This window comes from Streptococcus mitis (assembly GCF_002096835.1).
GTDB lineage: Bacteria > Bacillota > Bacilli > Lactobacillales > Streptococcaceae > Streptococcus > Streptococcus mitis_W.
This window is the reverse complement of the sequence record NZ_NCVG01000020.1, coordinates 71,030-94,435: the sequence shown is the minus strand read 5'-3', so window position 1 is coordinate 94,435 and position 23,406 is coordinate 71,030. Positions and strand designations below refer to the sequence as shown.

The window sequence follows — 23,406 nt, the reverse complement described above, 5'->3', positions numbered from 1 at the left end:
ATAAATTTGTAGAGTTATTTTTAATTTTCGAACAGTATTATATTTTATTTCATATTATACAAATTTTTATTTTATAATATCAGAAAATACTTTTTTTTTTTAGTAAATATGATACAATTTTATTTGAAAAAAAATAAAAAGGAGATTTTATTATGAAATCAAAAACACTTGCTTTAATTAGTGGTATCGTCGGTCTTGTGGGGGGAATTTTACTTCTTATTGGTCCTTTTGTCTTGTTGGGAACAGCGGTAAATACAGCTGCTACAACTCTAAATGGAGGAGCTACTGCAGGGGCTGTTTCAGGTGTTGCCTTACTCTTGAATGCCTTGAAGATTGCAAATCTTGTTCTTGGAATCATTGCTATTGTTTACTATAAAGGAGATAATCGTGTAGGTGCAGCTCCGTCAGTACTAATGATTGTTTCTGGTGGAGTTAGTCTTATTCCATTCTTAGGATGGGTTGGGGGTATCCTTGCTATTATCGGAGGTTCTTTATTCCTTGCAACATTGAAGAAATTCAAATCAGAAGAATAAAAGGCGTTTTAGTATGAAAAGATCAAAAAAGTTTATCGGTCTAGGAGTAGCTCTATTATCTGTTTCTCTTCTGGTTGCATGTGGAGCACAAGGTTCAAAGACAACTTCAACAAGTAATGATGAGAAGACAGTAGCAACATCTAATACCTCAAAAGAAACAATCACTTTTGATACACCGGTTGTAACAGACGATGCGATTGAATCAATGCGTACTTATGCAGATTATATAGATCTTTATAAAAAGATTTTTGATGATTATTTTACTAAAGCTGAGGAAAGTTTCAAAGGAACAGCTATGGAAAATAATGAGTCGTTTACCAAACTAAAAGAGTCAACTCAAAAATTATTCGATGCGCAGAAAAAAATATATGATTTGCTAGGGTCAACTGAGCTCAAGGAAGATGATAAATCAAAATTGTCTCAACAATTGAAAGATTTTAGGGATAATTTGCAAAAACAGTTGAAAACTTTGACATCGCAACTACAATAAGATAGAAATTATTTTTTGTAGTAACTGAGAATGATTGGTAAAATTACACCCCAAATGTTAGAAATTGGGGTGTTTTTGAGAGCTTAAATAATGAAGATAGAATAGAAACAACCAAAAACAATGTGATTGTCAAACAGTCCTTTCCTTTTTGGTTTTGACTAGCTTTTTTGTGAAAAATTGTGTAAAATAGAATAGATAAACGAGGGGAAACCTCGGAAAATTTAAAGGAGAATCCATCTAATGGTAAAATTGGTTTTTGCTCGCCACGGTGAGTCTGAATGGAACAAAGCTAACCTTTTCACTGGTTGGGCTGATGTTGATTTGTCTGAAAAAGGTACACAACAAGCGATTGACGCTGGTAAATTGATCAAAGAAGCTGGTATTGAATTTGACCAAGCTTACACTTCAGTATTGAAACGTGCTATCAAAACAACTAATTTGGCTCTTGAAGCTTCTGACCAATTGTGGGTTCCAGTTGAAAAATCATGGCGCTTGAACGAACGCCACTACGGTGGTTTGACTGGTAAAAACAAAGCTGAAGCTGCTGAACAATTTGGTGATGAGCAAGTTCACATCTGGCGTCGTTCATACGATGTATTGCCTCCAAACATGGACCGTGATGATGAGCACTCAGCTCATACAGACCGTCGTTACGCTTCACTTGACGACTCAGTTATCCCAGATGCTGAAAACTTGAAAGTGACTTTGGAACGTGCCCTTCCTTTCTGGGAAGATAAAATCGCTCCAGCTCTTAAAGATGGCAAAAACGTATTCGTAGGAGCTCACGGTAACTCAATCCGTGCCCTTGTAAAACACATCAAAGGTTTGTCAGATGACGAAATCATGGACGTGGAAATTCCTAACTTCCCACCATTGGTATTCGAATTCGACGAAAAATTGAACGTAGTTTCTGAATACTATCTTGGAAAATAATTTGTATAAAGAAAGCCTAGGAATACCTAGGTTTTTCTTTTTATTCTAGTATCCAACTCTTCGAAAAAGCGTTATAATGATAGTAAAGAGTAACTTAATTGTAAGAAAGAGAGAAGGGCGATGGCTTATATTGAGATGAAACACTGTTACAAGCGTTATCAAGTTGGGGACACGGAGATTGTGGCCAATCGTGATGTGAATTTTGAGATTGAAAAAGGGGAGCTGGTGATTATCCTAGGTGCATCTGGTGCAGGCAAGTCAACGGTTCTTAACCTTCTTGGGGGAATGGATACCAATGACGAGGGGGAAATCTGGATTGATGGTGTCAATATTGCCAACTATAGTTCCCACCAGCGCACCAATTACCGTAGAAATGATGTCGGTTTTGTTTTTCAGTTTTATAATCTAGTTTCCAATTTGACAGCTAAGGAAAATGTGGAACTAGCTTCTGAAATCGTGACGGATGCCTTGGATCCTGAGCAAGTTTTGACAGATGTAGGTCTGGCTAATCGTCTCAATAATTTCCCAGCCCAGCTTTCTGGAGGGGAGCAACAGCGAGTCTCCATTGCACGCGCGGTAGCCAAAAATCCTAAAATTCTCCTTTGTGATGAACCGACAGGTGCCTTGGATTATCAGACGGGGAAGCAAGTCTTGAAAATTCTCCAAGATATGTCTCGTCAAAAAGGGGCAACAGTGATTATCGTGACTCACAATGGAGCTTTGGCCCCCATTGCTGATCGCGTGATTCATATGCATGATGCTAGTGTCAAGGATGTGGTGATCAACCAGCATCCTCAGGATATTGACAGTTTGGAGTACTAGCATGATTAAGCGAAAAACTTATTGGAAGGACTTAATTCAGTCCTTCACAGGCTCCAAGGGGCGTTTTTTATCCATCTTGACCCTGATGATGTTGGGATCTCTAGCCCTAGTAGGTCTCAAAGTGACTAGCCCCAATATGGAGGCGACCGCCAATGCTTATTTAAGAACTGCTCAAACCTTGGATTTGGCAGTCATGTCTAACTATGGCTTGGATCAAGCAGATCAAAAAGAACTAGAACAGATAGAGGGCGCAGAGGTTGAATTTGGCTACTTGACAGATGTGGCTATGGATAATGGGCAGGATGCCATTCGGCTATATTCCAAACCAGAGCGAATTTCAACCTTTCAGCTAAGAGAAGGGCGACTTCCGCAGTCAGACCAGGAAATTGCTTTGGCCAGTCATCTGCAGAGTCAATATAGCGTGGGACAGGAGATTAGTTTTAAAGACAAAGAAGGTGGTCATTCCTCTTTAAAAGACCATACTTATACTATTACTGGTTTTGTGGATTCGGCTGAAATCCTTTCCCAGCGAGATATGGGTTACGCAGGAAGTGGAAGTGGGACTCTGACAGCCTATGGGGTAATTTTACCTAGTCAGTTTGATCAGAAAGTCTACAATATAGCTCGTTTGAAATATCAAGATTTAGCAGACTTAAATGCTTTTTCAGAAGCTTATGAAGAAAAATCCAGGCAACATCAGGAAGAGCTTGAACAAGCTTTGTTAGATAATGGCAAGGAACGTCTGCAACTCTTGAAAAAAGAAGGTCAAGAGTCTCTCGATAAGGGGCAAGAGACCCTTGATAAGGCTCAGGCTAATTTGCAGGAAGGCAAGCGTCGTTTAGCAACTGCCCAAGCTCGTTTACAGGCTCAGGAAAGTCAACTAGACTTGCTACCTCAAGCTCAGAGAGAGCAGGCCAGTGCTCAACTTACCCAAGCCAAGCAGGAATTGAGCAAGGAAGAAGATAAACTAAAGCAAGCTGAACAAAATTTAGTCCAAGAAAAGGAAAAATTAGCCAAACATCAGCAAGTCTTGGACGATTTGGCTGAGCCCAAGTATCAGGTCTATAATCGTCAGACCATGCCAGGTGGTCAGGGATATCTCATGTACAGCAATGCTTCAGCTAGTATTCGGGCAGTGGGCAATATCTTTCCTGTAGTGCTTTATGCCGTAGCAGCTATGGTGACCTTTACCACCATGACTCGTTTTGTGGATGAAGAGCGAACTCATGCAGGGATTTTTAAGGCCTTGGGCTATCGTAGTAAGGATATTATCGCCAAGTTTCTCCTTTATGGACTAGTAGCTGGGACTGTCGGAACAGCTCTAGGTAGTATACTTGGTCATTATTTGCTAGCCAGTGTAATTTCAAGTGTCATTACAAAAGGCATGGTAGTGGGAGAAACCCAGATTCACTTTTATTGGAGCTATAGTTTACTGGCTCTTGGCTTGAGTTGGTTGGCGAGTGTGTTACCAGCCTATCTGGTGGCTCGGAGGGAACTTCACGACGAATCAGCCCAACTTTTACTGCCTAAACCACCTGTTAAAGGAGCTAAAATCTTACTAGAGCGCATCGGTTTTATCTGGCGTCGTCTCAGTTTTACCCATAAGGTAACAGCCCGCAATATCTTCCGTTATAAACAGCGGATGTTGATGACGATCTTTGGTGTGGCTGGTTCTGTAGCCTTGCTCTTTGCAGGTTTGGGAATCCAATCCTCTGTAGCAGGAGTTCCGTCTAGACAGTTTCAAGAAATCCAACAGTATCAAATGATTGTCTCTGAAAATCCTAGTGCGACCAATCAGGACAAGGTAGAGTTAGAAGAAGTGTTGAAAGGGCAGGATATCCAAGCCTACCAGAAAATCTATTCTAAAACGCTAGACAAGGATTTCAAAGGCAGGGCTGGGCTTCAGACTATTACCCTTATGATGACAGAGAAGGAGGATTTAACTCCCTTTATCCATCTGCAAAATCATCAGCAGGAGCTGACATTAAAAGATGGAGTTGTCATCACAGCTAAACTAGCTCAGCTGGCAGGTGTCAAAGTTGGGCAGACTTTCGAAATTGAAGGTAAGGAACTAAAGGTCGCTGCTATTGCTGAGAACTACGTTGGTCACTTTATTTATATGAGTCAAGCCAATTATGAGCAACTTTATGGTCATCTCCCCCAAGCCAACACTTATTTGGTCTCGTTAAGAGATACCAGTGCTACTAGTATCGAAAGACAGGCCGGCTTGCTTATGAATCAAACTGCGGTGTCCAGCGTTGTCCAAAATGCTTCAGCCATTCGGCTCTTTGACTCTGTCGCTAGCTCACTCAATCAGACCATGACCATCTTAGTCATCGTGTCGGTTCTATTGGCTATCGTTATCCTCTACAATCTGACCAATATCAACGTGGCTGAGAGAATCCGTGAACTCTCTACTATCAAGGTTCTCGGCTTTCATAATAATGAAGTCACCCTTTACATTTACCGTGAGACGATTGTACTATCTCTTGTGGGAATCGTACTTGGTCTGGTATCAGGTTTCTATTTACACCAATTTTTGATTCAAATGATTTCGCCTGCGACTATTCTCTTTTATCCGCAGGTAGGTTGGGAAGTCTATGTAATCCCAGTAGCAGCAGTAAGCACCATTTTGACCCTACTTGGTTTCTTTGTCAATCATCATCTGAGGAAGGTTGATATGTTAGAAGCCTTGAAATCTGTAGAGTAAGATAGCTGTTTTTAGCTGATTGACCTTGTATTTACTCGTAAATCATGACCATCCGTCTAACGGGTGGTCATGATTTAGAAAATACAGTTCAGAACGAAAAATTGACAGTTGAGGGGAAGATTAATAAAATAGACAAAAAAGATGTATACTGTAGATGTAAGCTTACAAAAATTTATTTTAAGGAGGTACTTGCAATGACAGGTACAGAAGCATTTACAGTTCTTTCAACTGAGGACTTAGAGCAAACTTCAGGTGGTCTTGCTGTTTGGGAAGATGGTGAAGGAAGATGGTTATATTATAGAGACTTTGCTCCTTATATGGGGCAAGGGGCACTTAATTCTTATAGGGATGCTTGGAAGTATGGCTTCCGAGCAGGATAATCTTTCAAAAAAAGTACGATGAGAAACACAGAAAAACTAAGACAATTTGGCATATTTTTGCTTATTATTTTACTATCTACATATTTACCACAAACAATTGGATTGTATGTGACGATAATTTTAGGGTTAGGCGCTGATGTCTATTCTCTCATTTTAACAATGGGATTAGTAGGAAGCTTCCTTCTATTAATTTGGTGGTTAAAAAAGAAAAAGATGCTCTTTATCTTTGAGAAAAAGAGATGGAACTGGTCATTTGTCTTCTACTTATTTTCAGGTTATGTGGTTTATCAGATTCTCGGTAATTTTTGGGCACGCTATGCTCATTTGATTAATCATAGGAATATTCATGATGAGTATTTTACCGTTGTTCTTTCAAATGGACAACCAACGTTTTTATCGACTATCTTATCTTTTGTCTTGCCTGTAATCATCGGTCCTATTTTTGAGGAGACTCTTGATAGAGGGTATTTTATGAATACCTTCTTTCCTAAGTCAAAGTATTATTTAGATGTCATCCTATCAGGTCTGATCTTTGGACTCAGTCATTTGATACTATCTCATCGAGACCCGATTAGTTTATTATATTATAGTGTGATTGGTCTCTTTTTTGCCCTTGTTTATCGTTCTACCGATAATCTTAGATTAACGATTCTCTGCCATAGTTTTTTTAACTTTCTCAACCATGCAACCACCCTATGGATTTTTGTTTATAATTATGTCTATTACCACTTTTTAAGATAGTGGGGAGCAAATCATGACTACCCGTCTAACGGGTGATTTGAACCAGGGCTATAAGCCCAAATTACCAGCCAGCGCCTAAAGACGCTGGCTTTCACGTTGTTCAAGCCTCATTGCTCTTGACTCGTCACTTGACCCTTAAAGAGGCTTTAGTATTACTTACCACTATCCCTAAAGGGATCCTCATATTCTTTTACACTCAATTTATCTAGTGATATATCATGCTTTTCCTGTTCTTGGATATATTTCTTAATTGTGGCTTCATTGAGTCCAACCGTACTCACATAATAACCTTCCGCCCCAAAATGCCGATTCCCAAACTTATACTTGAGATTAGCGTGTTTATCAAACATCATGAGTGTATTTTTACCTTTTAAATATTCCACGAAACTTGCGACACTTATCCTCGGTGACATACTGACTAACATATGTACATAGTCTGGCATTAGGTAACCCTCGATAATTTCAATACCTTTATAACTACATAATACATAATCAGTGGAATATTTCTCCCAAACTGCTTCGATATTGATTATAGATCACTTTTCGTCTATACTTAGGGGTGAACACAATGTGATACTTACAGTGCCACTTTGTATGTCATAAACTATGTGCCTTTTGTGACATATTTTTCTCCTTTCGCTTTACAATTGGCTTGAACACCTTTATTGTATCGCGTTTGGAGTTTTTGGGGGTATAACCTTCGACGCGCACCCGCACAGCGGGTGGTTTGTTTGTCTCGCACCTAGCGGAGCGAGACGAACTGAAAGTCATGTAACAAAAATCCTCCGTTTCAAAGAGCAGGGAACTCTTTGTGACAGAGGATTTTTTTCTATAGTTCTTTGGCAGCTGCAATTGCGGCTTCGAAGTTTGGTTCAGAGTTGATATTGTCCACGTATTCAACGTAGCGAATGGTATTGTCAGTATCAAGGACAAAGACTGCGCGTGCCAATAGGTGCCATTCATTGATTAAGAGGGCATAATCACGTCCAAAGGAATGGTCGAAATAGTCTGAGAGCATGATGGCATTTTCAATGCCTTCAGCACCACACCAACGTTTTTGGGCAAATGGTAGGTCCATAGAAACAGTCAATACGACTGTGTTGTCCAGTCCAGCTAGTTCTTCATTAAAACGACGCGTTTGAGTTGAGCAGATGCCTGTATCGATAGAAGGCACGACACTCAAGACTTTTTTCTTGCCATCAAAATCAGCCAGAGATTTTTTAGAAAGGTCTGTTGTAGTGAGAGAAAAATCAAGTGCCTTGTCGCCGACTTGTAGTTGTTTACCTGTAAAGCTCACAGGATTTCCGAGAAAAGTTACCATAAGATACTCCAATCTTTTTTCTTCCATTTTAGCTGAAACAGTCGGAATTTTCCAATGATTTGACCGGAAATATGAGCATAGAAAAAACGTCAATTCGGAAAAGAATGACGTTTTTCAGAGGTTTATACTCAATGAAAATCAAAGAGCAAACTAGGAAGCTAGCCACAGGCTGTACTTGAGTACGGCAAGGCGACGCTGACGTGGTTTGAATTTGATTTTCGAAGAGTATTATTTTGCCAATCCTTCAGCAATCTTATCAAGGTTGTATTTCATCATGTTGTAGTAGCTGTCGCCTTCTTTACCTTGTTCTGCGATAGAGTCAGTAAAGATTTGTGCGTAGATTGGGATGTTTGTGTCTTGAGAAACAGTTTTCATTGGACGGTCATCCACGCTTGATTCTACAAAGAGTGAAGGAGTTTTTGTTTGGCGAAGTTTTTCAACCAAGGTCTTGATTTGATCAGGTGTTCCTTCTTCTTCAGTGTTGATTTCCCAGATGTAGGCACTTGGGACACCATAGGCTTTAGAGAAGTATTTGAAGCATCCTTCGCTGGTTACGATGAGTTTTTTCTCAGCAGGAATATTGTCGAATTTAGCTTTAGCTTCCTTATCAAGCTTATCTAGCTTTTCAGTATATTCTTTGAGATTTTTTTCGTAGAATTCCTTGTTGCTAGGGTCTTTAGCGCTCAATTGTTTTGCGATATTTTTAGCAAAGATCATCCCATTTTCAAGGTTAAGCCAAGCGTGTGGGTCTTCTTTGCCTTTTTCGTTTTGACCTTCAAGGTAGATAACATCAACACCTTCGCTGACTGCAAAGTAGTCTTTGTTTTCAGTTTTCTTGGCATTTTCTACCAATTTTGTAAACCAAGCATTGCCACCTGTTTCAAGGTTGATCCCGTTATAGAAAATCAAATCAGCTTGAGAAGTTTTCTTAACGTCTTCAGGAAGTGGTTCGTATTCGTGTGGGTCTTGGCCAACAGGGACGATACTGTGAAGATCAATCTTGTCACCAGCAATATTTTTAGTAATATCAGCGATGATTGAGTTTGTAGCAACAACTTTTAGTTTTTGACCAGAAGCTGCATCTTTTTTTCCGCTAGCACATGCTACAAGAGCAATGACGGAAAGAAAGAGAACGAGTAATGTACCTAATTTTTTCATTAGATCCTCCAATTTATTGGGGTTTTGCCCCTTATTTTAACAAATGTTTATTTTTCAGTTTCAAATATCGTTGTTTTGGAGCGATAAAGAAGCTAATGAGAAAGAAACTAGCGGCTGTAAGCACGATACTAGAACCTGCCGCAACGTTAAAGCTATAGCCGATAAAGAGTCCCAAAACTGAAGCTGTCGCTCCAAAGGTTGAGGAAAGGAAAATCATGCTTTTCAGGCTATTAGCATAGAGATAAGCAGTTGCCGCTGGGGTAATCAGCATGGCTACAATCAGGATAGTTCCGACACTTTGCATGGCTGTCACAGACACAAGAGTTAGGAGTACCATGAGTAAGTAGTGATAGAAATTGACAGGCATTCCCATGGCTTTAGCCAAGAGTTCATCAAAGGAAGTGATCAAGAGTTGCTTGAAGAAAATCCAGATCAACAAGAGAATGGCTGCTCCTACACCCATCGTAATAAACATATCTGTATCTTGGACGGCCAGGATATTACCAAAAAGAATATGGAAAAGGTCAGTTGAACTTTTAGCGACACTAATCAAGATGATACCGAGGGCTAAGAAAGAAGAAAAGGTAATGCCGATGGCGGTATCGCTTTTGATAATCGAGTTTCCCTTGATGTAGGTAATGATGATGGCAGCTAGTAGTCCAAAGACAATGGCTCCGATAAAGAAGTCAAGGCCCAAGATAAAGGAGAGGGCTACACCTGGCAAGACAGCATGTGAAATGGCATCTCCCATGAGTGACATCCCGCGTAGGATGATGAAACATCCCACAGCTCCAGCTACGACCCCGATGACAATGGCTGTTATCAAGGCATTTTGTAAGAAATGGAATTTTTGTAATCCATCGATAAATTCTGCAATCATAGGTCACCTCCATTGAAAAAGAGTCGATTACCGTAAGCTTCTTTGAGATTGGCTTCGGTAAAGGTTTCTTTGGTTGGACCAAAGGCAATCACTTCTCGATTGACAAGCAAGACTTGATCGAAGTAGTGGGGAACCTTGCTGAGGTCGTGGTGGACGATGAGAACCGTCTTCCCAGCTTTTTTCAAAGCTCTCAGCGTATTCATGATGATTTCCTCACTGACTGAGTCAATCCCAACAAAGGGTTCATCTAAGAGGATATAGTCGGCTTCTTGCACCAAGCATCTGGCAATCAAGACCCGCTGGAACTGACCTCCAGACAATTGACTGATTTGACGTTCAGCGTAGTCAGCTAGGCCGACGATTTCAAGGGCCTCTTGCACTTTCTTCCAATGTTTAGCATTTAAACTGCGAAAGAGAGGGATAGAGGGAAAGAGTCCTAGTGAGACACATTCCTTGACCTTGATGGGAAAGTTGTAGTCGATATTGATTTTTTGTTCGACATAGGCGATTCGATGTAAGGATTTTTTCACTTCCTTGTCATCGAGAAATGCCTGACCTTGATGTGGGATAATTCCCAGCATCCCTTTTAATAATGTTGATTTCCCAGCACCGTTTGGACCAATGATACCGGTAATTGTTGGTCCATGGAGCACTAGAGAAATATCCTTAAGTGCCAACGTTTCTTTGTAGGAGACACTGAGGTTTTCGATACGTATCATACAGTTGTATTCCTCCTGTCTCTTAATATACATTAAAAAAAAAATTAAGTCAAGTTAATTTTTGAAAAAATTAAAATAATAACTGAAAAACAATAGAAAGTATCAGTTCATTTTTAATTGCATTCCCAGGTAATTTTTGTTAAGCTAAAAGCAAGTATAAATGAAAGCGAGAACAAGATGACACGTTATCAAGATGATTTTTATGATGCAATCAATGGGGAATGGCAGAAGACAGCTGAAATCCCAGCAGATAAGTCTCAAACTGGAGGTTTTGTGGATTTAGATCAGGAAATTGAAGACTTAATGCTGGCTACAACAGACAAGTGGTTGGCAGGAGAAGAGGTGCCTGAGGATGCTATTTTGGCAAACTTTGTCAAATACCACCGCCTAGTTCGTGATTTTGACAAGAGAGAAGCTGACGGTATCACACCTGTTTTGCCTCTCCTTAAAGAATTCCAAGAATTGGAGACTTTTGCAGATTTCACTGCCAAACTAGCAGAGTTTGAGCTTGCTGGAAAACCTAATTTCCTTCCTTTTGGTGTATCGCCAGACTTTATGGATGCCAGAATCAATGTTCTATGGGCCAGTGCTCCAAGCACAATCTTGCCAGATACGACTTACTATGCTGAAGACCATCCTCAACGTGAGGAACTCTTGACTCTTTGGAAAGAAACTAGCGCAAATCTCCTCAAGGCTTATGATTTCTCTGATGAAGAAATTGAAGACTTGCTAGAGAAAAGACTTGAATTGGACCGTCGCATTGCGGCAGTGGTGCTTTCTAATGAAGAAAGTTCAGAATATGCTAAACTCTACCATCCATATGCTTACGAAGACTTCAAGAAATTTGCGCCTGCCCTACCTTTGGATGACTTTTTCCAAGCAGTTCTTGGACAAGTGCCAGACAAGGTTATCGTAGACGAGGAACGTTTCTGGCAAGCAGCAGACCAATTCTATAGTGAGGAAGCTTGGCCTCTCCTTAAGGCAACCTTGATTTTGAGTGTTGTCAATCTGTCAACCAGCTATTTAACAGAAGAAATCCGTGTCTTGTCTGGTGCCTATAGCCGTGCGCTTTCTGGAGTTCCAGAAGCCAAAGACAAGGTCAAGGCAGCCTACCAGCTAGCACAAGGTCCATTCAAACAAGCCTTGGGGCTCTGGTATGCCCATGAAAAATTCTCCCCAGAAGCCAAGGCGGACGTGGAGAAAAAAGTAGCAACCATGATTGATGTTTATAAAGAACGCTTGGCTAAAAATGACTGGCTGACTCCAGAAACTCGTGACAAGGCCATCGTCAAACTCAATGTCATCAAGCCTTATATCGGTTATCCAGAAGAATTGCCAGAACTCTACAAGGACAAGGTAGTGGATGAAAATGCTAGTCTTTTTGACAATGCTCTAGCCTTTGCGCGTGTGGAAATCAAGCACAGTTGGAGCAAGTGGAACCAGCCTGTAGACTACAAGGAATGGGGCATGCCTGCTCATATGGTCAATGCCTACTACAATCCACAGAAGAACCTGATTGTCTTCCCAGCAGCTATTTTACAAGCGCCTTTCTATGACTTGCATCAGTCATCTTCTGCTAACTACGGTGGTATTGGAGCGGTTATTGCCCATGAAATTTCCCACGCCTTTGATACCAACGGAGCTTCCTTTGATGAAAATGGTAGTCTCAAGGATTGGTGGACAGAGAGCGACTATTCTGCCTTCAAGGAGAAAACACAAAAAGTTATTGACCAATTTGATGGACAGGATTCTTATGGAGCAACCATCAATGGTAAATTGACTGTATCAGAAAACGTGGCTGACTTGGGAGGAATCGCAGCAGCGCTTGAAGCAGCTAAGAGAGAGCCAGACTTCTCAGCAGAAGAATTCTTCTACAACTTTGGTCGCATCTGGCGCATGAAAGGTCGCCCAGAATTTATGAAACTTTTGGCTAGCGTCGATGTGCACGCACCAGCCAAACTCCGTGTCAATGTGCAAGTGCCAAACTTCGATGATTTCTTTACAACCTATGATGTCAAAGAAGGAGACGGTATGTGGCGTTCACCAGAAGAGCGCGTGATTATTTGGTAATGCAAAAAATCTAGTCATCAGAAAAAGGCATCCTGTCAGGTGTGAAAACCTTGATAGGATGCCTTTTGTAATGAAAAGACTTGCTGGATAGTTTACTTATACTCTTCGAAAATCAAATTCAAACCACGTCAACGTCGCCTTGCCGTACTCAAGTACAGCCTGCGGCTAGTTTCCTAGTTTGCTCTTTGATTTTCATTGAGTATTAAATTGTGATAGTCATTGTCATCATTTTGCTAGAAAAAGGGATTGAAGGTCTTTTCATGGGCGATGGTCGTAGCTGGACCATGTCCTGGATAGACATCGTAGTTTGGTAGGGTGAAGAGTTGGGTCTGGATACTGTGAAGGAGTTGCTCCATACTACCAGTTGGAAGGTCTGTCCGTCCGATGGTTTCTCGGAACAGAGCATCTCCCGTCAAGACTAGGTGTGCATCAGGGAAGACTAGGGAAACACCACCGATAGAGTGACCAGGAGTTGGTAGGACTGTAAAACGAAATTCCTCTAATTGATATTCTTCATGAAAGGCAAAGGTGTGTTCTGCAGGTTTTGCGACCACATCTGCCATATCATCATGACGAGGGAGGCCAGAGAGATTATCGACAGGAGTGTAGAGCCAGCTGGCTTCGCTCTCTGCGATATAGACAGGAGGGTTGCTAAAAGTCTCACGAACCAAGTCCAGACTCATGATATGGTCATAATGGGCGTGGGTCAATAGAATGGCGCAGATTGGTTTGTTGATCTTCTCGATGGTCTGACGAATGGCTTCCCAATGGCTACCAGGATCAACGACGATGAGGTGTTTGTCACCCTCCAGGTAATAGGTGTTTTCATAGGCAACAGGATTCACAGTTTTATGGATTTTCATACTAGCTCCAATCTCAAAGAATGTACTAAATTAAGTATAGCACAGTTGGGGAGAATAGGTAAGGATTTAGAATGAACTTAAAAAACCAGCATGACTAGATGAAGACAGGCTGGTTATCAATTTATCAATATTGGAGAGGTGTCAATTGCCCTTCATAGGTTGCATAAACTCCGTCATTAGCTTGTTTGATAGACGTGATGTTTAGAGTGCCACCGTAGTTGGCTTCTCGTTTATCGCTATATTCACTATAAGTTATCCTATTGGGCAGGTTCTGGTCGTTAGCATAGTATTGAACGACTGTTTTTTTATAGCTTTGCTGGTTGAATAGGAACAAACAGCTAACTCCTAACACTAGGAGAGCAAAGATAGAAATAGCAGTTTTTTTCATAGGTGTTCTCCTTATAAACTAAAGGATAGAAGAAAGTATCTTGAGGATTTTTATACTCTTCGAAAATCTCTTCAAATCGCGTCAACGTCGCCTTGACGTATATATGTGACTGACTTTGTCAGTCTTATCTACAACCTCAAAGCGGTGCTTTGAGCAACCTGCGGCTAGTTTCCTAGTTTGCTCTTTGATTTTCATTGAGTATTAATTCCAAAATCCAGTCAAGGTACCAGTGTATGTGACACGAGTTCCACTGTTTAGCTTTCGTATCTTCAAGGAAATTGAGGGAAGTCAGAAAGTCTTTGGGTTACAATATGGTTTCCGTTGGTCTATCTCTCCTTCTATCACCTAAGTTTAAAATCTAACTTCGTAATATATTATATACTAATAATTCTGAATTATCAATCAATTCTGAATTATTTTTTTCCTATTCTGTTCCAATCTAGTTTTCATATTCTTAAAAAAGTGATAAAATGGTAGGAAGAATTGGAGAGTAGAGATGCCAAAAGAAGTGAATTTAACAGGCGAAGAAGTTGTCGCTTTAGCCAAAAAATATTTAACGGAAGAGGATGTCCATTTTGTCCATAAGGCATTGGTCTATGCGGTGGATTGCCATAGTGGGCAATACCGCAAATCAGGCGAGCCTTATATCATTCACCCCATCCAAGTGGCAGGTATTTTAGCTAAGCTCAAGCTAGATGCTGTAACGGTAGCTTGTGGTTTCTTGCATGATGTGGTGGAAGATACAGATGCGACCTTGGATGATTTGGAAAGAGAGTTTGGTCCTGATGTGCGTGTGATTGTCGATGGGGTTACCAAACTTGGTAAGGTCAAGTACAAGTCTCACGAGGAGCAGTTGGCTGAAAATCATCGTAAGATGCTTATGGCTATGTCTGAGGACATTCGTGTTATCTTGGTCAAACTGTCTGACCGCCTGCACAATATGCGAACTCTGAAACACCTTCGCAAAGACAAACAGGAGCGCATTTCCAAGGAAACTATGGAAATCTATGCCCCGCTTGCCCACCGTCTGGGGATTTCCAGTGTCAAATGGGAATTGGAAGACTTGTCTTTCCGTTATCTCAACCCAACGGAGTTTTACAAGATTACCCATATGATGAAGGAAAAACGCAGAGAGCGTGAAGCCTTGGTGGATGAGGTAGTCACAAAATTAGAGGAATATACGACAGATCGTCACTTAAAAGGGAAGATTTACGGCCGTCCCAAGCATATTTACTCGATTTTCCGCAAAATGCAGGATAAGAGAAAACGGTTTGAGGAAATCTATGACCTGATTGCCATTCGTTGTATTTTGGATACCCAAAGTGATGTTTACGCCATGCTTGGTTATGTGCATGAGCTTTGGAAACCCATGCCTGGTCGCTTTAAAGACTATATTGCCAACCGCAAGGCCAATGGTTACCAGTCTATCCATACGACTGTTTATGGGCCAAAAGGGCCTATTGAATTCCAGATTCGTACTAAGGAGATGCATGAGGTGGCTGAGTACGGGGTTGCGGCTCACTGGGCTTATAAGAAAGGCATTAAGGGGCAGGTTAACAGCAAGGAATCAGCTATTGGTATGAACTGGATCAAGGAGATGATGGAGCTCCAAGACCAGGCCGATGATGCCAAGGAATTTGTTGATTCAGTTAAGGAAAACTATCTGGCTGAGGAGATTTACGTCTTTACCCCAGATGGAGCTGTCCGTTCCCTTCCCAAAGATTCAGGACCGATTGACTTTGCCTACGAAATCCATACTAAGGTCGGTGAAAAAGCGACTGGTGCCAAGATCAATGGTCGCATGGTTCCACTGACAACCAAGCTCAAGACAGGGGATCAGGTTGAAATTGTCACCAACCCCAACTCCTTTGGACCGAGCCGTGATTGGCTCAATATGGTCAAGACCAGCAAGGCCCGTAACAAGATTCGTCAGTTCTTTAAAAACCAAGATAAGGAATTGTCTGTCAATAAGGGTCGTGAAATGTTGATGGCCCAGTTCCAAGAAAATGGCTATGCGGCCAATAAATTCATGGACAAGCGCCACATGGACCAAGTTCTGCAAAAGACCAGCTACAAGACTGAAGAATCCCTCTTTGCGGCCATTGGTTTTGGAGAAATCGGTGCGATTACCGTCTTTAACCGTCTGACTGAAAAGGAACGCCGCGAAGAAGAGCGTGCCAAGGCCAAGGCGGAGGCAGAAGAACTTGTCAAAGGTGGCGAGATCAAGGTTGAAAATAAAGAAACCCTCAAGGTCAAGCATGAGGGTGGTGTGGTCATTGAAGGTGCATCAGGTCTCCTCGTGCGGATTGCCAAGTGCTGTAATCCAGTGCCAGGTGACGATATTGTTGGTTATATTACCAAGGGGCGTGGTGTAGCCATTCACCGTGTGGACTGTATGAACCTGCGCGCCCAAGAAAACTACGAGCAACGTCTCCTTGATGTGGAATGGGAAGACCAATACTCTAGCTCAAATAAAGAATATATGGCTCATATCGATATCTATGGCCTCAACCGTACAGGACTGTTGAACGATGTACTGCAAGTTCTTTCAAACACAACCAAGAATATTTCAACGGTCAACGCCCAACCAACCAAGGATATGAAATTTGCTAATATCCATGTGTCCTTCGGTATTGCCAACCTCTCTACATTGACCACGGTCGTGGACAAGATTAAGAGTGTGCCAGAAGTTTACTCTGTCAAACGGACCAACGGCTAATTGTCCTAGCTCTTACTAGAAAGGCTATTATGAAAATCATTATCCAACGGGTTACAAAAGCCCAAGTCAGTATCGAAGGTCAGTTGCAGGGGAAAATCAATCAGGGACTCTTATTGCTGGTTGGTGTTGGACCAGAGGACCAAGAGGAAGATTTGGACTATGCTGTGAGAAAGCTTGTCAACATGCGGATTTTTTCAGACGCAGAAGGCAAGATGAACCTGTCTGTCAAAGATATTGAAGGAGAAATCCTCTCTATTTCTCAGTTTACCCTCTTTGCAGATACTAAGAAAGGCAATCGTCCAGCTTTTACAGGTGCAGCCAAGCCTGATATGGCATCAGACTTCTATGATACTTTCAATCAAAAATTAGCGCAGGAAGTGCCCGTTCAGACAGGTATCTTTGGTGCGGACATGCAGGTTGAGCTGGTTAATGATGGACCAGTTACCATTATTCTTGATACTAAAAATAGATAAGAAAGACCAAGCCCGGCCGGCTTGGTTTTTCTCATCTATCATAAAATACTCCAAAATGAAATCTGTTCCTGATAGGCCTTGGGGAAGTCTCTTTTCAAACTTTGGCTTATGTGATAGGCAGGGATGAGGTGTCCTAGGATTAGGAGAGTTCCCTGAAGGAAAAGTGGGATACCACTTAAACATATCAAGGAGAGAATCATCAGGCTATCCCATAGGAGGATTTGTAAGGCAAAACGCCAGAATTTTGGTCTAATCTGGGAATAGAGGTGACTAAAGTGGTCACAAAGTTGGTTTGAAAGATAGGTCAATAGCACAGGATGAAAGAAAATGAGCCAACCGCTATAAATCAAAATCCAATCCCAAGTAAGTCCCTCTTTAAATGTCAAAAATGCCAGCATAATTCCATCGATGATAAGGAGTTGAATGGTTTTGATGGAGATGATTTTTTCATGCTAAAGTCTCCTTTTCCTTAGAGACACTCCCATAAAGTGATGTGTTTGTCGTAAAAGTCTGGATAGTTTTCTCTCTGGTGGCTAGCCGTTATATAATAAAAAGTAGAATGACAGGAAGTAAAGACTGGAGTAAGAGAGTAAAAATGTTGAGGGCCAGTGATGGCTAAAAAGACAAATAATAGTAGGTCGGCGGAGAGAATCTCTAAGTAGTAAAGGCGAATTTTTTTGTTCATCTGAAGATAAATCTCAGAGAAATGTTTTTTGAGTCGATTGACCAAGCGAAATAGCAGGAGTCCTTGAGCAAGGATGAAAATGAAGCAAAAAATCAGGCCTCTCTCCAAAGAAAGTTCGTATCGGGGTCTGAAAGTTACTAACAGTAGCAAATCGCTGACTACGATGGCTGTAAAATGGATTCTAAAGAGTTTTTTCATAAGATGACCTCCCTCTTTTATCTAACTTCATTCTACATCAAACGAATGGGAGTTACAACTAAAATGATAAAAATTTTAGTAAGGAGATTCTGTTAGATTTCTTTATTTGATTTTCCTCTTATTGTTTTACTTCTTCATCATTCCAGACAAATAAAGCTCCGATTGCATTGAGGATATAAAAGATGTATTTACCGATATTGGCAAAGTTTCCTTGAATGCCAGCCTTTGTCAGCTGAACGAAATTGTAAATCAACCAAAAACCCCACTGAGTTGTTAGTTTCAATGCGTTCAAAGCATTGGCAATGAGGGACAGTGCAAAGGCAATAGTTGTTACGTAGGCAAGGAGATTCATCTTACCCCCATAGCCGATATAGTTTGTCACAAAGGCAAAGAGGAAGGCGATGATGGAAATAATGATGGCCGCTAATTTTAGCTGTTTTTGGCTCATTTGGTTGGGTCTGCCTTCTTGCGAAGCTTCCCATTTCTTAATGGCAAAGGTATAAATGAGGAAGGTGACGGGATAGGTGATGATGGCCGCCTTATTTCCAAGGATATAATCAATAGTACCGGACAAAATCGTATTGATAATGCCAAAGTAATTTCCCCACTTGCTTAATTTTCCTGTAAAACGAGTGGACAACATGGAAATCCCAACATTGGTTACGGAAATCAATCCAAAGGGAACAAGAGCAGTCCATGGTCCCCAATCTACGAATTTATCGAGACGAGAGTTGAGGTAACCAGATGCAATCGCAATCCCAACGACTAAAGCAACCCCAAAGAGGTCAAACCATTTAGATGTAGCAAAAATTTTTAGTGATTTTTTCATAGTTTAAACTATCTTTCTTTTTTTTACAAATATTCTACAATTAAATGAAAGCAAAATCAAATGATAGAAATAAAACCCTGAAAATAAAACTTTCAGGGTTGGTTGGGGGACTTGAGAAATTAGTTGATTTTCTCGACATAGAGTTGTTTGGCAATGTCCATATTCACTTGTAAATCCTCGTCTTTACTAAGGATAGTAAAGGTGTTACTGAAGCCATCAAACTGCTTGACTTGGAGCGGATCACCGATGCGAAGTGAGTGCTTATCCAGATAATGGAGAATGTCAAAACTATCGTGCACCCGAGTCAGGCGGTAGGCGCCAGCTTCCTTGATATCAGCTAGTGGCAGGTTATTGATTTCAACCAAGAGTTCTCCCTTGACAGGAATAGTTCCTCCATGAGGACAGGTCTTGGGAAATCCTAGCAATTTATCCAGTCTTTCCACGAACAGGTCAGAGACAGTATGTTCCAAGACCTCAGCTTCCTCGTGAATCTGGTCACTTGTATAGTCTAAATGATGGACTAGAAAAACTTCAATCAAGCGATGCTTACGATAGAGCTCAGAGACCAATTTGAGGCCGAGGTCAGTCAGTAGATAGCCACATTCCTTGTCCTTGAGGATGAGATTTTCACTCTTCATCCGTTTAATCATTTCAGTTACGGCAGGGGGAGAGACTTGCATGCGGGCCGCAATTTCCTTGTTGGTAATTTTATGCAGGTCTATGCCGATTTCATAAATACATTTTAGATAATCTTCTTTATTCGGGGTCATTCGTTTCCTCTTGTCTAATATCTATATCTAGTATATCAAAAAAAGCTAGATTTCTCTAGCTGTGACTTTTTATGTTATACTTATTGCAAGAGAAAAAACGAGGAGATGGATATGATGAAAATAGCTCTTCTTTCAGATATTCATGGAAATACCACCGCCTTGGAGGCTGTTTTGGCAGATGCTCGGCAGCTAGGAGTGGATGAATACTGGCTTCTGGGAGATATTCTCATGCCAGGGACAGGGCGTAGAAGGATTTTGGACTTGTTGGATCAACTACCGATTACGGCTAGAGTTTTGGGAAACTGGGAAGACAGTCTTTGGCATGGTGTCCGCAAGGAATTGGATAGTACTCGTCCCAGTCAACGCTATCTCTTGCGACAGTGCCAGTATGTTTTAGAGGAAATTTCCCTAGAAGAAATTGAACTGCTCCACAATCAACCACTCCAGATTCATCGTCAGTTTGGGGATTTGACGGTGGGAATTAGCCACCATCTTCCTGATAAGAACTGGGGGAGAGAGTTGATTCATACTGGAGCGCAAGAGGATTTTGACCGCTTGGTGACCAACCCGTCTTGTGATATTGCTGTTTATGGTCATATTCATCAGCAGTTGCTTCGTTATGGGACTGGTGGGCAATTGATTGTCAATCCAGGTTCGATTGGTCAACCTTTCTTTCTAGATGCCCAGTTGCGGAAGGACTTGCGGGCCCAGTATATGATTTTGGAGTTTGATGACAAGGGCTTGGTAGATATGGACTTCCGACGGGTGGACTACGATGTGGCAGCTGAATTGCAGTTGGCTAAAGACCTCAAACTTCCCTATTTTGAGGTTTATTATGAAAGTCTAGTCAATGGTATCCACCATACTCATCATCAGGAATTTCTGAGAGAATTGGCCCAGAAAGAGGGCTATGATAGGGAATTAGATGCTTGGTTGAAAAGTGGTAATAATTGACATTACAACCAAAAAGGGTATAATAAAAGAAAGAGAAGAGTAGAGGTAGGCTAGCCTCGTAAAAAGGAGAAGAGTATGCAAATTCCAAGTAGATTTACCATTGCGACTCATATGCTGATAATCATTGCCCTCAAGGGGAAGGAAAGCAAGGTGACCAGTGATTTTCTGGCTGCTAGTGTCGGGGTCAATCCTGTCATTATCAGAAAGACCTTGTCCCAGTTGAAGAAGGCTGAACTGATTTCAGTAGCGCGCGGAACAGGGGGAACAGAGATTGTTAAGGATCTCAAAGACATTAGTCTTTTAGATGTTTATCAAGCGGTCGAATGTCTTGGTAAGACAGGCCAACTCTTCAGTTTCCATGACAATCCAAATCCAAATTGCCCAGTTGGAGCTCATATTCATGATGTTTTAGATCAAAAATTGGAGAGAATCCAGCTGGCTATGGAGGCTGAACTTGGTCAGACCAGTCTAGAACAGGTCGTGGCAGATGCAGAGAGTCAGATGAAGGATTGAGAGGGATAGGTGCCCTCTTTTTTTCTTTGGATAATTATGATAGAATGAACTCATAAAAGGAGGAAGAAATGTATCTCGTTATAGGAATTGTATTAGCCTTTATAGTGTCATTTTGGAAGGATAATAGAAGTTTGTGGAATCCAGTATTATTCTTATTATCCCTCATTTCCAGTTATTTTTATCTAGGCTACCTTTTTTATCAAAATGGGTATGAGAAGATTCATTTCGCTTTTTTTATATTTCCCTTTATTTTACTTCCGATACTGATTTTTCTAAGTGGCATCTTTTTAATCTATAATGGGGTCATTTTGTTGAAGCGAGAGGGACGTTCAAAGGCTAATTATCTCTCAATGCTCCTTGGAATAGTCATTTTGTTATTTTTTGCCTTGATGTCATTTCGATTGGGTGATAGAAATGAATTATTTTACACCAATCACTTTCTAAACATTTTATTTGCATTTATTGCTTATTCTTACTTTATTTTTGGTTTTGCTTTTGTGGGTTTTATGTTGTACTCTATCTTGTATCTCTTTATTCCTAAGAAGAAGCATTATGATTTTATCATCATTCATGGTGCAGGTTTGTTAGACGGAGAAAAGGTAACACCTTTGCTAAAGAGGAGAATTGATAAGGCAGTAGAAGCTTACCACAATTCTAAGAATCCTCATATCAAAATCATTGCCAGTGGTGGTCAAGGAGCAGATGAAAAGATTTCTGAAGCGCAGGCTATTACAAACTATCTGCTTGAAGAGACCGATGTTCCCCAAGATGGGATTATCCTGGAGGACCAATCAAGGACTACCTACGAGAACCTTCTCTTTTCTAAGGAACTTGGTGAGAAGCTGGTAGCCAAACCTCAATTCCTCTTTGTAACAAATGATTATCATGTCTTTAGAACAAGTACCTATGCTCGTAAGTTAAAAATGAAGGGAGATGGCCTCGGATGTAGGACGGCAGGCTACTACATACCATCTGCTTTTATTCGGGAGTACGTAGCTCTCTGTGTCAAAATGAAATGGCTTTTCCTTGCCTTTTATGTCCTGCTATTAGCCCTCATTTTGATAGCCTACAAAGGGATTATTTGGTAGTCAGATTCTATTTAAAAAGACTTAGAATGCACATGAAAGTATGTATTCTAGGTCTTTTGTTTTGTATACATTTGATTTTCAAGAGTACTATCTATTTTTCCATGCTTGGTAACGGGTATCAATCAATAACTGGGTGAGGCGTCCCATGGTTTCCCTTTCTTCTGGAGTGAGAGATTGAGCTTGGACGAAGAGATGACGAATGTGTTCGATAGCCTTTAAGGAAGACAAGTCATTGATAGATGTAATACCAGAATCAAGAATGGTGCCAAAGAAGAGATCGAAGTAGAGCTGAAGTTCTTCGTCAGGGACTGTCGCCACCCACTCCTTGAAGGTTGTGTCAACTTGTTGGCTATCACTGTTGGTTTTATCCAGTTGGACGAAGTGCTTGTCTTCAATCTGCCAGCTAAAAGTATCGTGTTGGGCGATACCACCTAAGGCAGTACTGTGCACGATGATTTGGTGGTTAGGGATTTCCATCATCATACCGATAATGGATCCTTGTGGGATGAAGACCTTGGTTCTATCCATTATCCTTTGATAACCTTCGGTCTGTGTCAGTTCTTTGTGGAGACCAGGCGAATCATAGGTATAAACTGCTGTGATCCGATGTTGCAAGCTTTGCTCAATTTGACTAGCAGCATAGATAGCTAGATTTCCTCCCTTGGAATGCCCAGCCAGAATGACCTTTTGCTTAGGGTGTTGGGCAAAAAAGTTTTTTAAATAGGCGAGGGCGTGCTTTTGAGCAGGAATTTCCTTCATATAGGTCAGGTGGAAATCTTCCTTCCAGCCAATGATACTGTCATCAGTCCCACGAAAGACAATCAGATAGGTATCGAGAGTGAGGCGGTAGGTCATAGCCGCAAACTGCTTTTGCAGCTCAGGGTCGATGTCGTTGATAAAATAGGAGAGTTTGCAATTTTTGAAGCGTTTGTGTTGAGCTAGTTCATCTAATAGCTGGAGGCGATTTTTGCTGGTCAACATGTTGGGTTCCCTTGGAACCTGAGGTGCCAGGTCTAAAAGTCGCTGAGGACTTGTGGAGACTAGATTATCAAAGGTGAGGTAGGTAGCTTCTGTTAAGGCTAGAATGTCTAACTCATTCAAAGGAAGGTCGTAAAAGGAATCGTATGCGACATCTTTCAGATAGTCAAAAATATTGGTCATAAGAGCTC

At 41.1% G+C, this 23,406-nt stretch carries 24 protein-coding genes and 1 pseudogene; 13 read left to right on the top strand and 12 right to left on the bottom strand.

What is annotated here, in order from left to right; genetic code table 11:
• The first annotated feature begins 152 nt into the window (after positions 1-152).
• From B7699_RS03630 to B7699_RS03600, 7 genes are all read left to right on the top strand, one after another.
• Positions 153-533 (top strand): hypothetical protein, encoded by a 381-nt coding sequence (locus B7699_RS03630; protein WP_000837844.1) that lies wholly within the window; start codon positions 153-155, stop codon positions 531-533.
• A 13-nt stretch (positions 534-546) separates the two neighbouring features.
• Entirely contained in the window at positions 547-1,023 is a 477-nt protein-coding gene (locus tag B7699_RS03625; RefSeq protein WP_084927179.1) for a hypothetical protein, read from the top strand.
• A 240-nt stretch (positions 1,024-1,263) separates the two neighbouring features.
• A complete protein-coding gene (locus B7699_RS03620; protein ID WP_000240129.1) occupies positions 1,264-1,956 on the top strand; it encodes a phosphoglycerate mutase in 693 nt (230 codons plus the stop codon).
• A 120-nt stretch (positions 1,957-2,076) separates the two neighbouring features.
• Complete coding sequence (locus B7699_RS03615; RefSeq protein WP_084927178.1) at positions 2,077-2,778, top strand: ABC transporter ATP-binding protein; 702 nt, start codon at positions 2,077-2,079, stop codon at positions 2,776-2,778.
• A gap of 1 nt (position 2,779) precedes the next feature.
• Positions 2,780-5,488 carry an ABC transporter permease gene (locus tag B7699_RS03610; RefSeq protein WP_084927177.1) on the top strand — a complete coding sequence of 903 codons (2,709 nt, stop codon included), beginning with the start codon at positions 2,780-2,782 and terminating at the stop codon, positions 5,486-5,488.
• A gap of 194 nt (positions 5,489-5,682) precedes the next feature.
• Complete coding sequence (gene briC / locus B7699_RS09425; RefSeq protein ID WP_142358322.1) at positions 5,683-5,868, top strand: biofilm-regulating peptide BriC; 186 nt, start codon at positions 5,683-5,685, stop codon at positions 5,866-5,868.
• 18 nt (positions 5,869-5,886) lie between these two features.
• Positions 5,887-6,609 (top strand): CPBP family intramembrane glutamic endopeptidase, encoded by a 723-nt coding sequence (locus B7699_RS03600; protein WP_084927176.1) that lies wholly within the window; start codon positions 5,887-5,889, stop codon positions 6,607-6,609.
• Between the two features lie 152 nt (positions 6,610-6,761).
• Here the strand turns inward: B7699_RS03600 and tnpA are convergent.
• The 5 genes and pseudogenes from tnpA to B7699_RS03570 all read right to left on the bottom strand — a co-directional run bounded on the left by tnpA (position 6,762) and on the right by B7699_RS03570 (position 10,687).
• Positions 6,762-7,179: pseudogene (tnpA, locus tag B7699_RS03590) on the bottom strand (IS200/IS605 family transposase).
• A gap of 259 nt (positions 7,180-7,438) precedes the next feature.
• Positions 7,439-7,930: a thiol peroxidase gene (tpx, locus tag B7699_RS03585; protein ID WP_061366224.1), complete on the bottom strand. Its 492-nt coding sequence runs from the start codon at positions 7,928-7,930 to the stop codon at positions 7,439-7,441.
• A gap of 228 nt (positions 7,931-8,158) precedes the next feature.
• Positions 8,159-9,088, bottom strand: a complete 930-nt coding sequence (locus B7699_RS03580) for a metal ABC transporter substrate-binding protein (RefSeq protein WP_033683280.1) — start codon at positions 9,086-9,088, stop codon at positions 8,159-8,161.
• Between the two features lie 31 nt (positions 9,089-9,119).
• Positions 9,120-9,968 (bottom strand): metal ABC transporter permease, encoded by an 849-nt coding sequence (locus B7699_RS03575; RefSeq protein ID WP_000559776.1) that lies wholly within the window; start codon positions 9,966-9,968, stop codon positions 9,120-9,122.
• Entirely contained in the window at positions 9,965-10,687 is a 723-nt protein-coding gene (locus tag B7699_RS03570) for a metal ABC transporter ATP-binding protein (RefSeq protein ID WP_084927175.1), read from the bottom strand. Before B7699_RS03570 ends, B7699_RS03575 begins: the two co-directional genes overlap by 4 nt.
• Positions 10,688-10,864: 177 nt before the next feature.
• On the opposite strand from B7699_RS03570, the gene pepO reads away from it, so the two are divergent.
• Positions 10,865-12,757, top strand: coding sequence for an endopeptidase PepO (pepO, locus tag B7699_RS03565; RefSeq protein ID WP_084927174.1), 1,893 nt, complete (start codon positions 10,865-10,867; stop codon positions 12,755-12,757).
• A gap of 233 nt (positions 12,758-12,990) precedes the next feature.
• Here pepO and B7699_RS03555 read toward each other — a convergent pair whose 3' ends face one another.
• The gene (locus B7699_RS03555; RefSeq protein WP_084927173.1) at positions 12,991-13,620 is read right to left on the bottom strand and encodes an MBL fold metallo-hydrolase; all 630 of its coding nucleotides are present in this window, start codon (positions 13,618-13,620) and stop codon (positions 12,991-12,993) included.
• A gap of 124 nt (positions 13,621-13,744) precedes the next feature.
• Positions 13,745-14,008 (bottom strand): hypothetical protein, encoded by a 264-nt coding sequence (locus B7699_RS03550; RefSeq protein WP_061439703.1) that lies wholly within the window; start codon positions 14,006-14,008, stop codon positions 13,745-13,747.
• 496 nt (positions 14,009-14,504) lie between these two features.
• Here B7699_RS03550 and B7699_RS03540 point away from each other — a divergent pair, with 496 nt between their 5' ends.
• Both B7699_RS03540 and dtd read left to right on the top strand, forming a co-directional pair.
• Positions 14,505-16,727 (top strand): RelA/SpoT family protein, encoded by a 2,223-nt coding sequence (locus B7699_RS03540; RefSeq protein ID WP_084927172.1) that lies wholly within the window; start codon positions 14,505-14,507, stop codon positions 16,725-16,727.
• 29 nt (positions 16,728-16,756) lie between these two features.
• Positions 16,757-17,200, top strand: a complete 444-nt coding sequence (dtd, locus tag B7699_RS03535; protein ID WP_084927171.1) for a D-aminoacyl-tRNA deacylase — start codon at positions 16,757-16,759, stop codon at positions 17,198-17,200.
• Positions 17,201-17,238: 38 nt separating this feature from the next.
• Here dtd and B7699_RS09830 read toward each other — a convergent pair whose 3' ends face one another.
• From B7699_RS09830 to B7699_RS03510, 4 genes are all read right to left on the bottom strand, one after another.
• The gene (locus tag B7699_RS09830; protein WP_084927170.1) at positions 17,239-17,598 is read right to left on the bottom strand and encodes a hypothetical protein; all 360 of its coding nucleotides are present in this window, start codon (positions 17,596-17,598) and stop codon (positions 17,239-17,241) included.
• A gap of 71 nt (positions 17,599-17,669) precedes the next feature.
• Positions 17,670-18,083, bottom strand: a complete 414-nt coding sequence (locus tag B7699_RS03525) for a hypothetical protein (protein ID WP_084927169.1) — start codon at positions 18,081-18,083, stop codon at positions 17,670-17,672.
• A gap of 118 nt (positions 18,084-18,201) precedes the next feature.
• Complete coding sequence (locus B7699_RS03520; RefSeq protein ID WP_084927168.1) at positions 18,202-18,912, bottom strand: nicotinamide mononucleotide transporter; 711 nt, start codon at positions 18,910-18,912, stop codon at positions 18,202-18,204.
• A gap of 119 nt (positions 18,913-19,031) precedes the next feature.
• Positions 19,032-19,682, bottom strand: a complete 651-nt coding sequence (locus B7699_RS03510) for a metal-dependent transcriptional regulator (protein WP_000188514.1) — start codon at positions 19,680-19,682, stop codon at positions 19,032-19,034.
• Positions 19,683-19,793: 111 nt separating this feature from the next.
• On the opposite strand from B7699_RS03510, the gene B7699_RS03505 reads away from it, so the two are divergent.
• The 3 genes from B7699_RS03505 to B7699_RS03495 all read left to right on the top strand — a co-directional run bounded on the left by B7699_RS03505 (position 19,794) and on the right by B7699_RS03495 (position 22,237).
• The gene (locus B7699_RS03505; protein WP_049516474.1) at positions 19,794-20,636 is read left to right on the top strand and encodes a metallophosphoesterase family protein; all 843 of its coding nucleotides are present in this window, start codon (positions 19,794-19,796) and stop codon (positions 20,634-20,636) included.
• A 75-nt stretch (positions 20,637-20,711) separates the two neighbouring features.
• A complete protein-coding gene (locus tag B7699_RS03500; protein WP_001166795.1) occupies positions 20,712-21,149 on the top strand; it encodes an Rrf2 family transcriptional regulator in 438 nt (145 codons plus the stop codon).
• A 68-nt stretch (positions 21,150-21,217) separates the two neighbouring features.
• Positions 21,218-22,237 (top strand): YdcF family protein, encoded by a 1,020-nt coding sequence (locus tag B7699_RS03495; RefSeq protein WP_084927167.1) that lies wholly within the window; start codon positions 21,218-21,220, stop codon positions 22,235-22,237.
• An 87-nt stretch (positions 22,238-22,324) separates the two neighbouring features.
• On the opposite strand, the gene B7699_RS03490 is transcribed toward B7699_RS03495, so the two are convergent.
• On the bottom strand, positions 22,325-23,398 hold the full coding sequence (locus B7699_RS03490; RefSeq protein ID WP_084927166.1) for a DUF2974 domain-containing protein: 1,074 nt from the start codon (positions 23,396-23,398) through the stop codon (positions 22,325-22,327).
• Between the last annotated feature and the right edge of the window lie 8 nt (positions 23,399-23,406).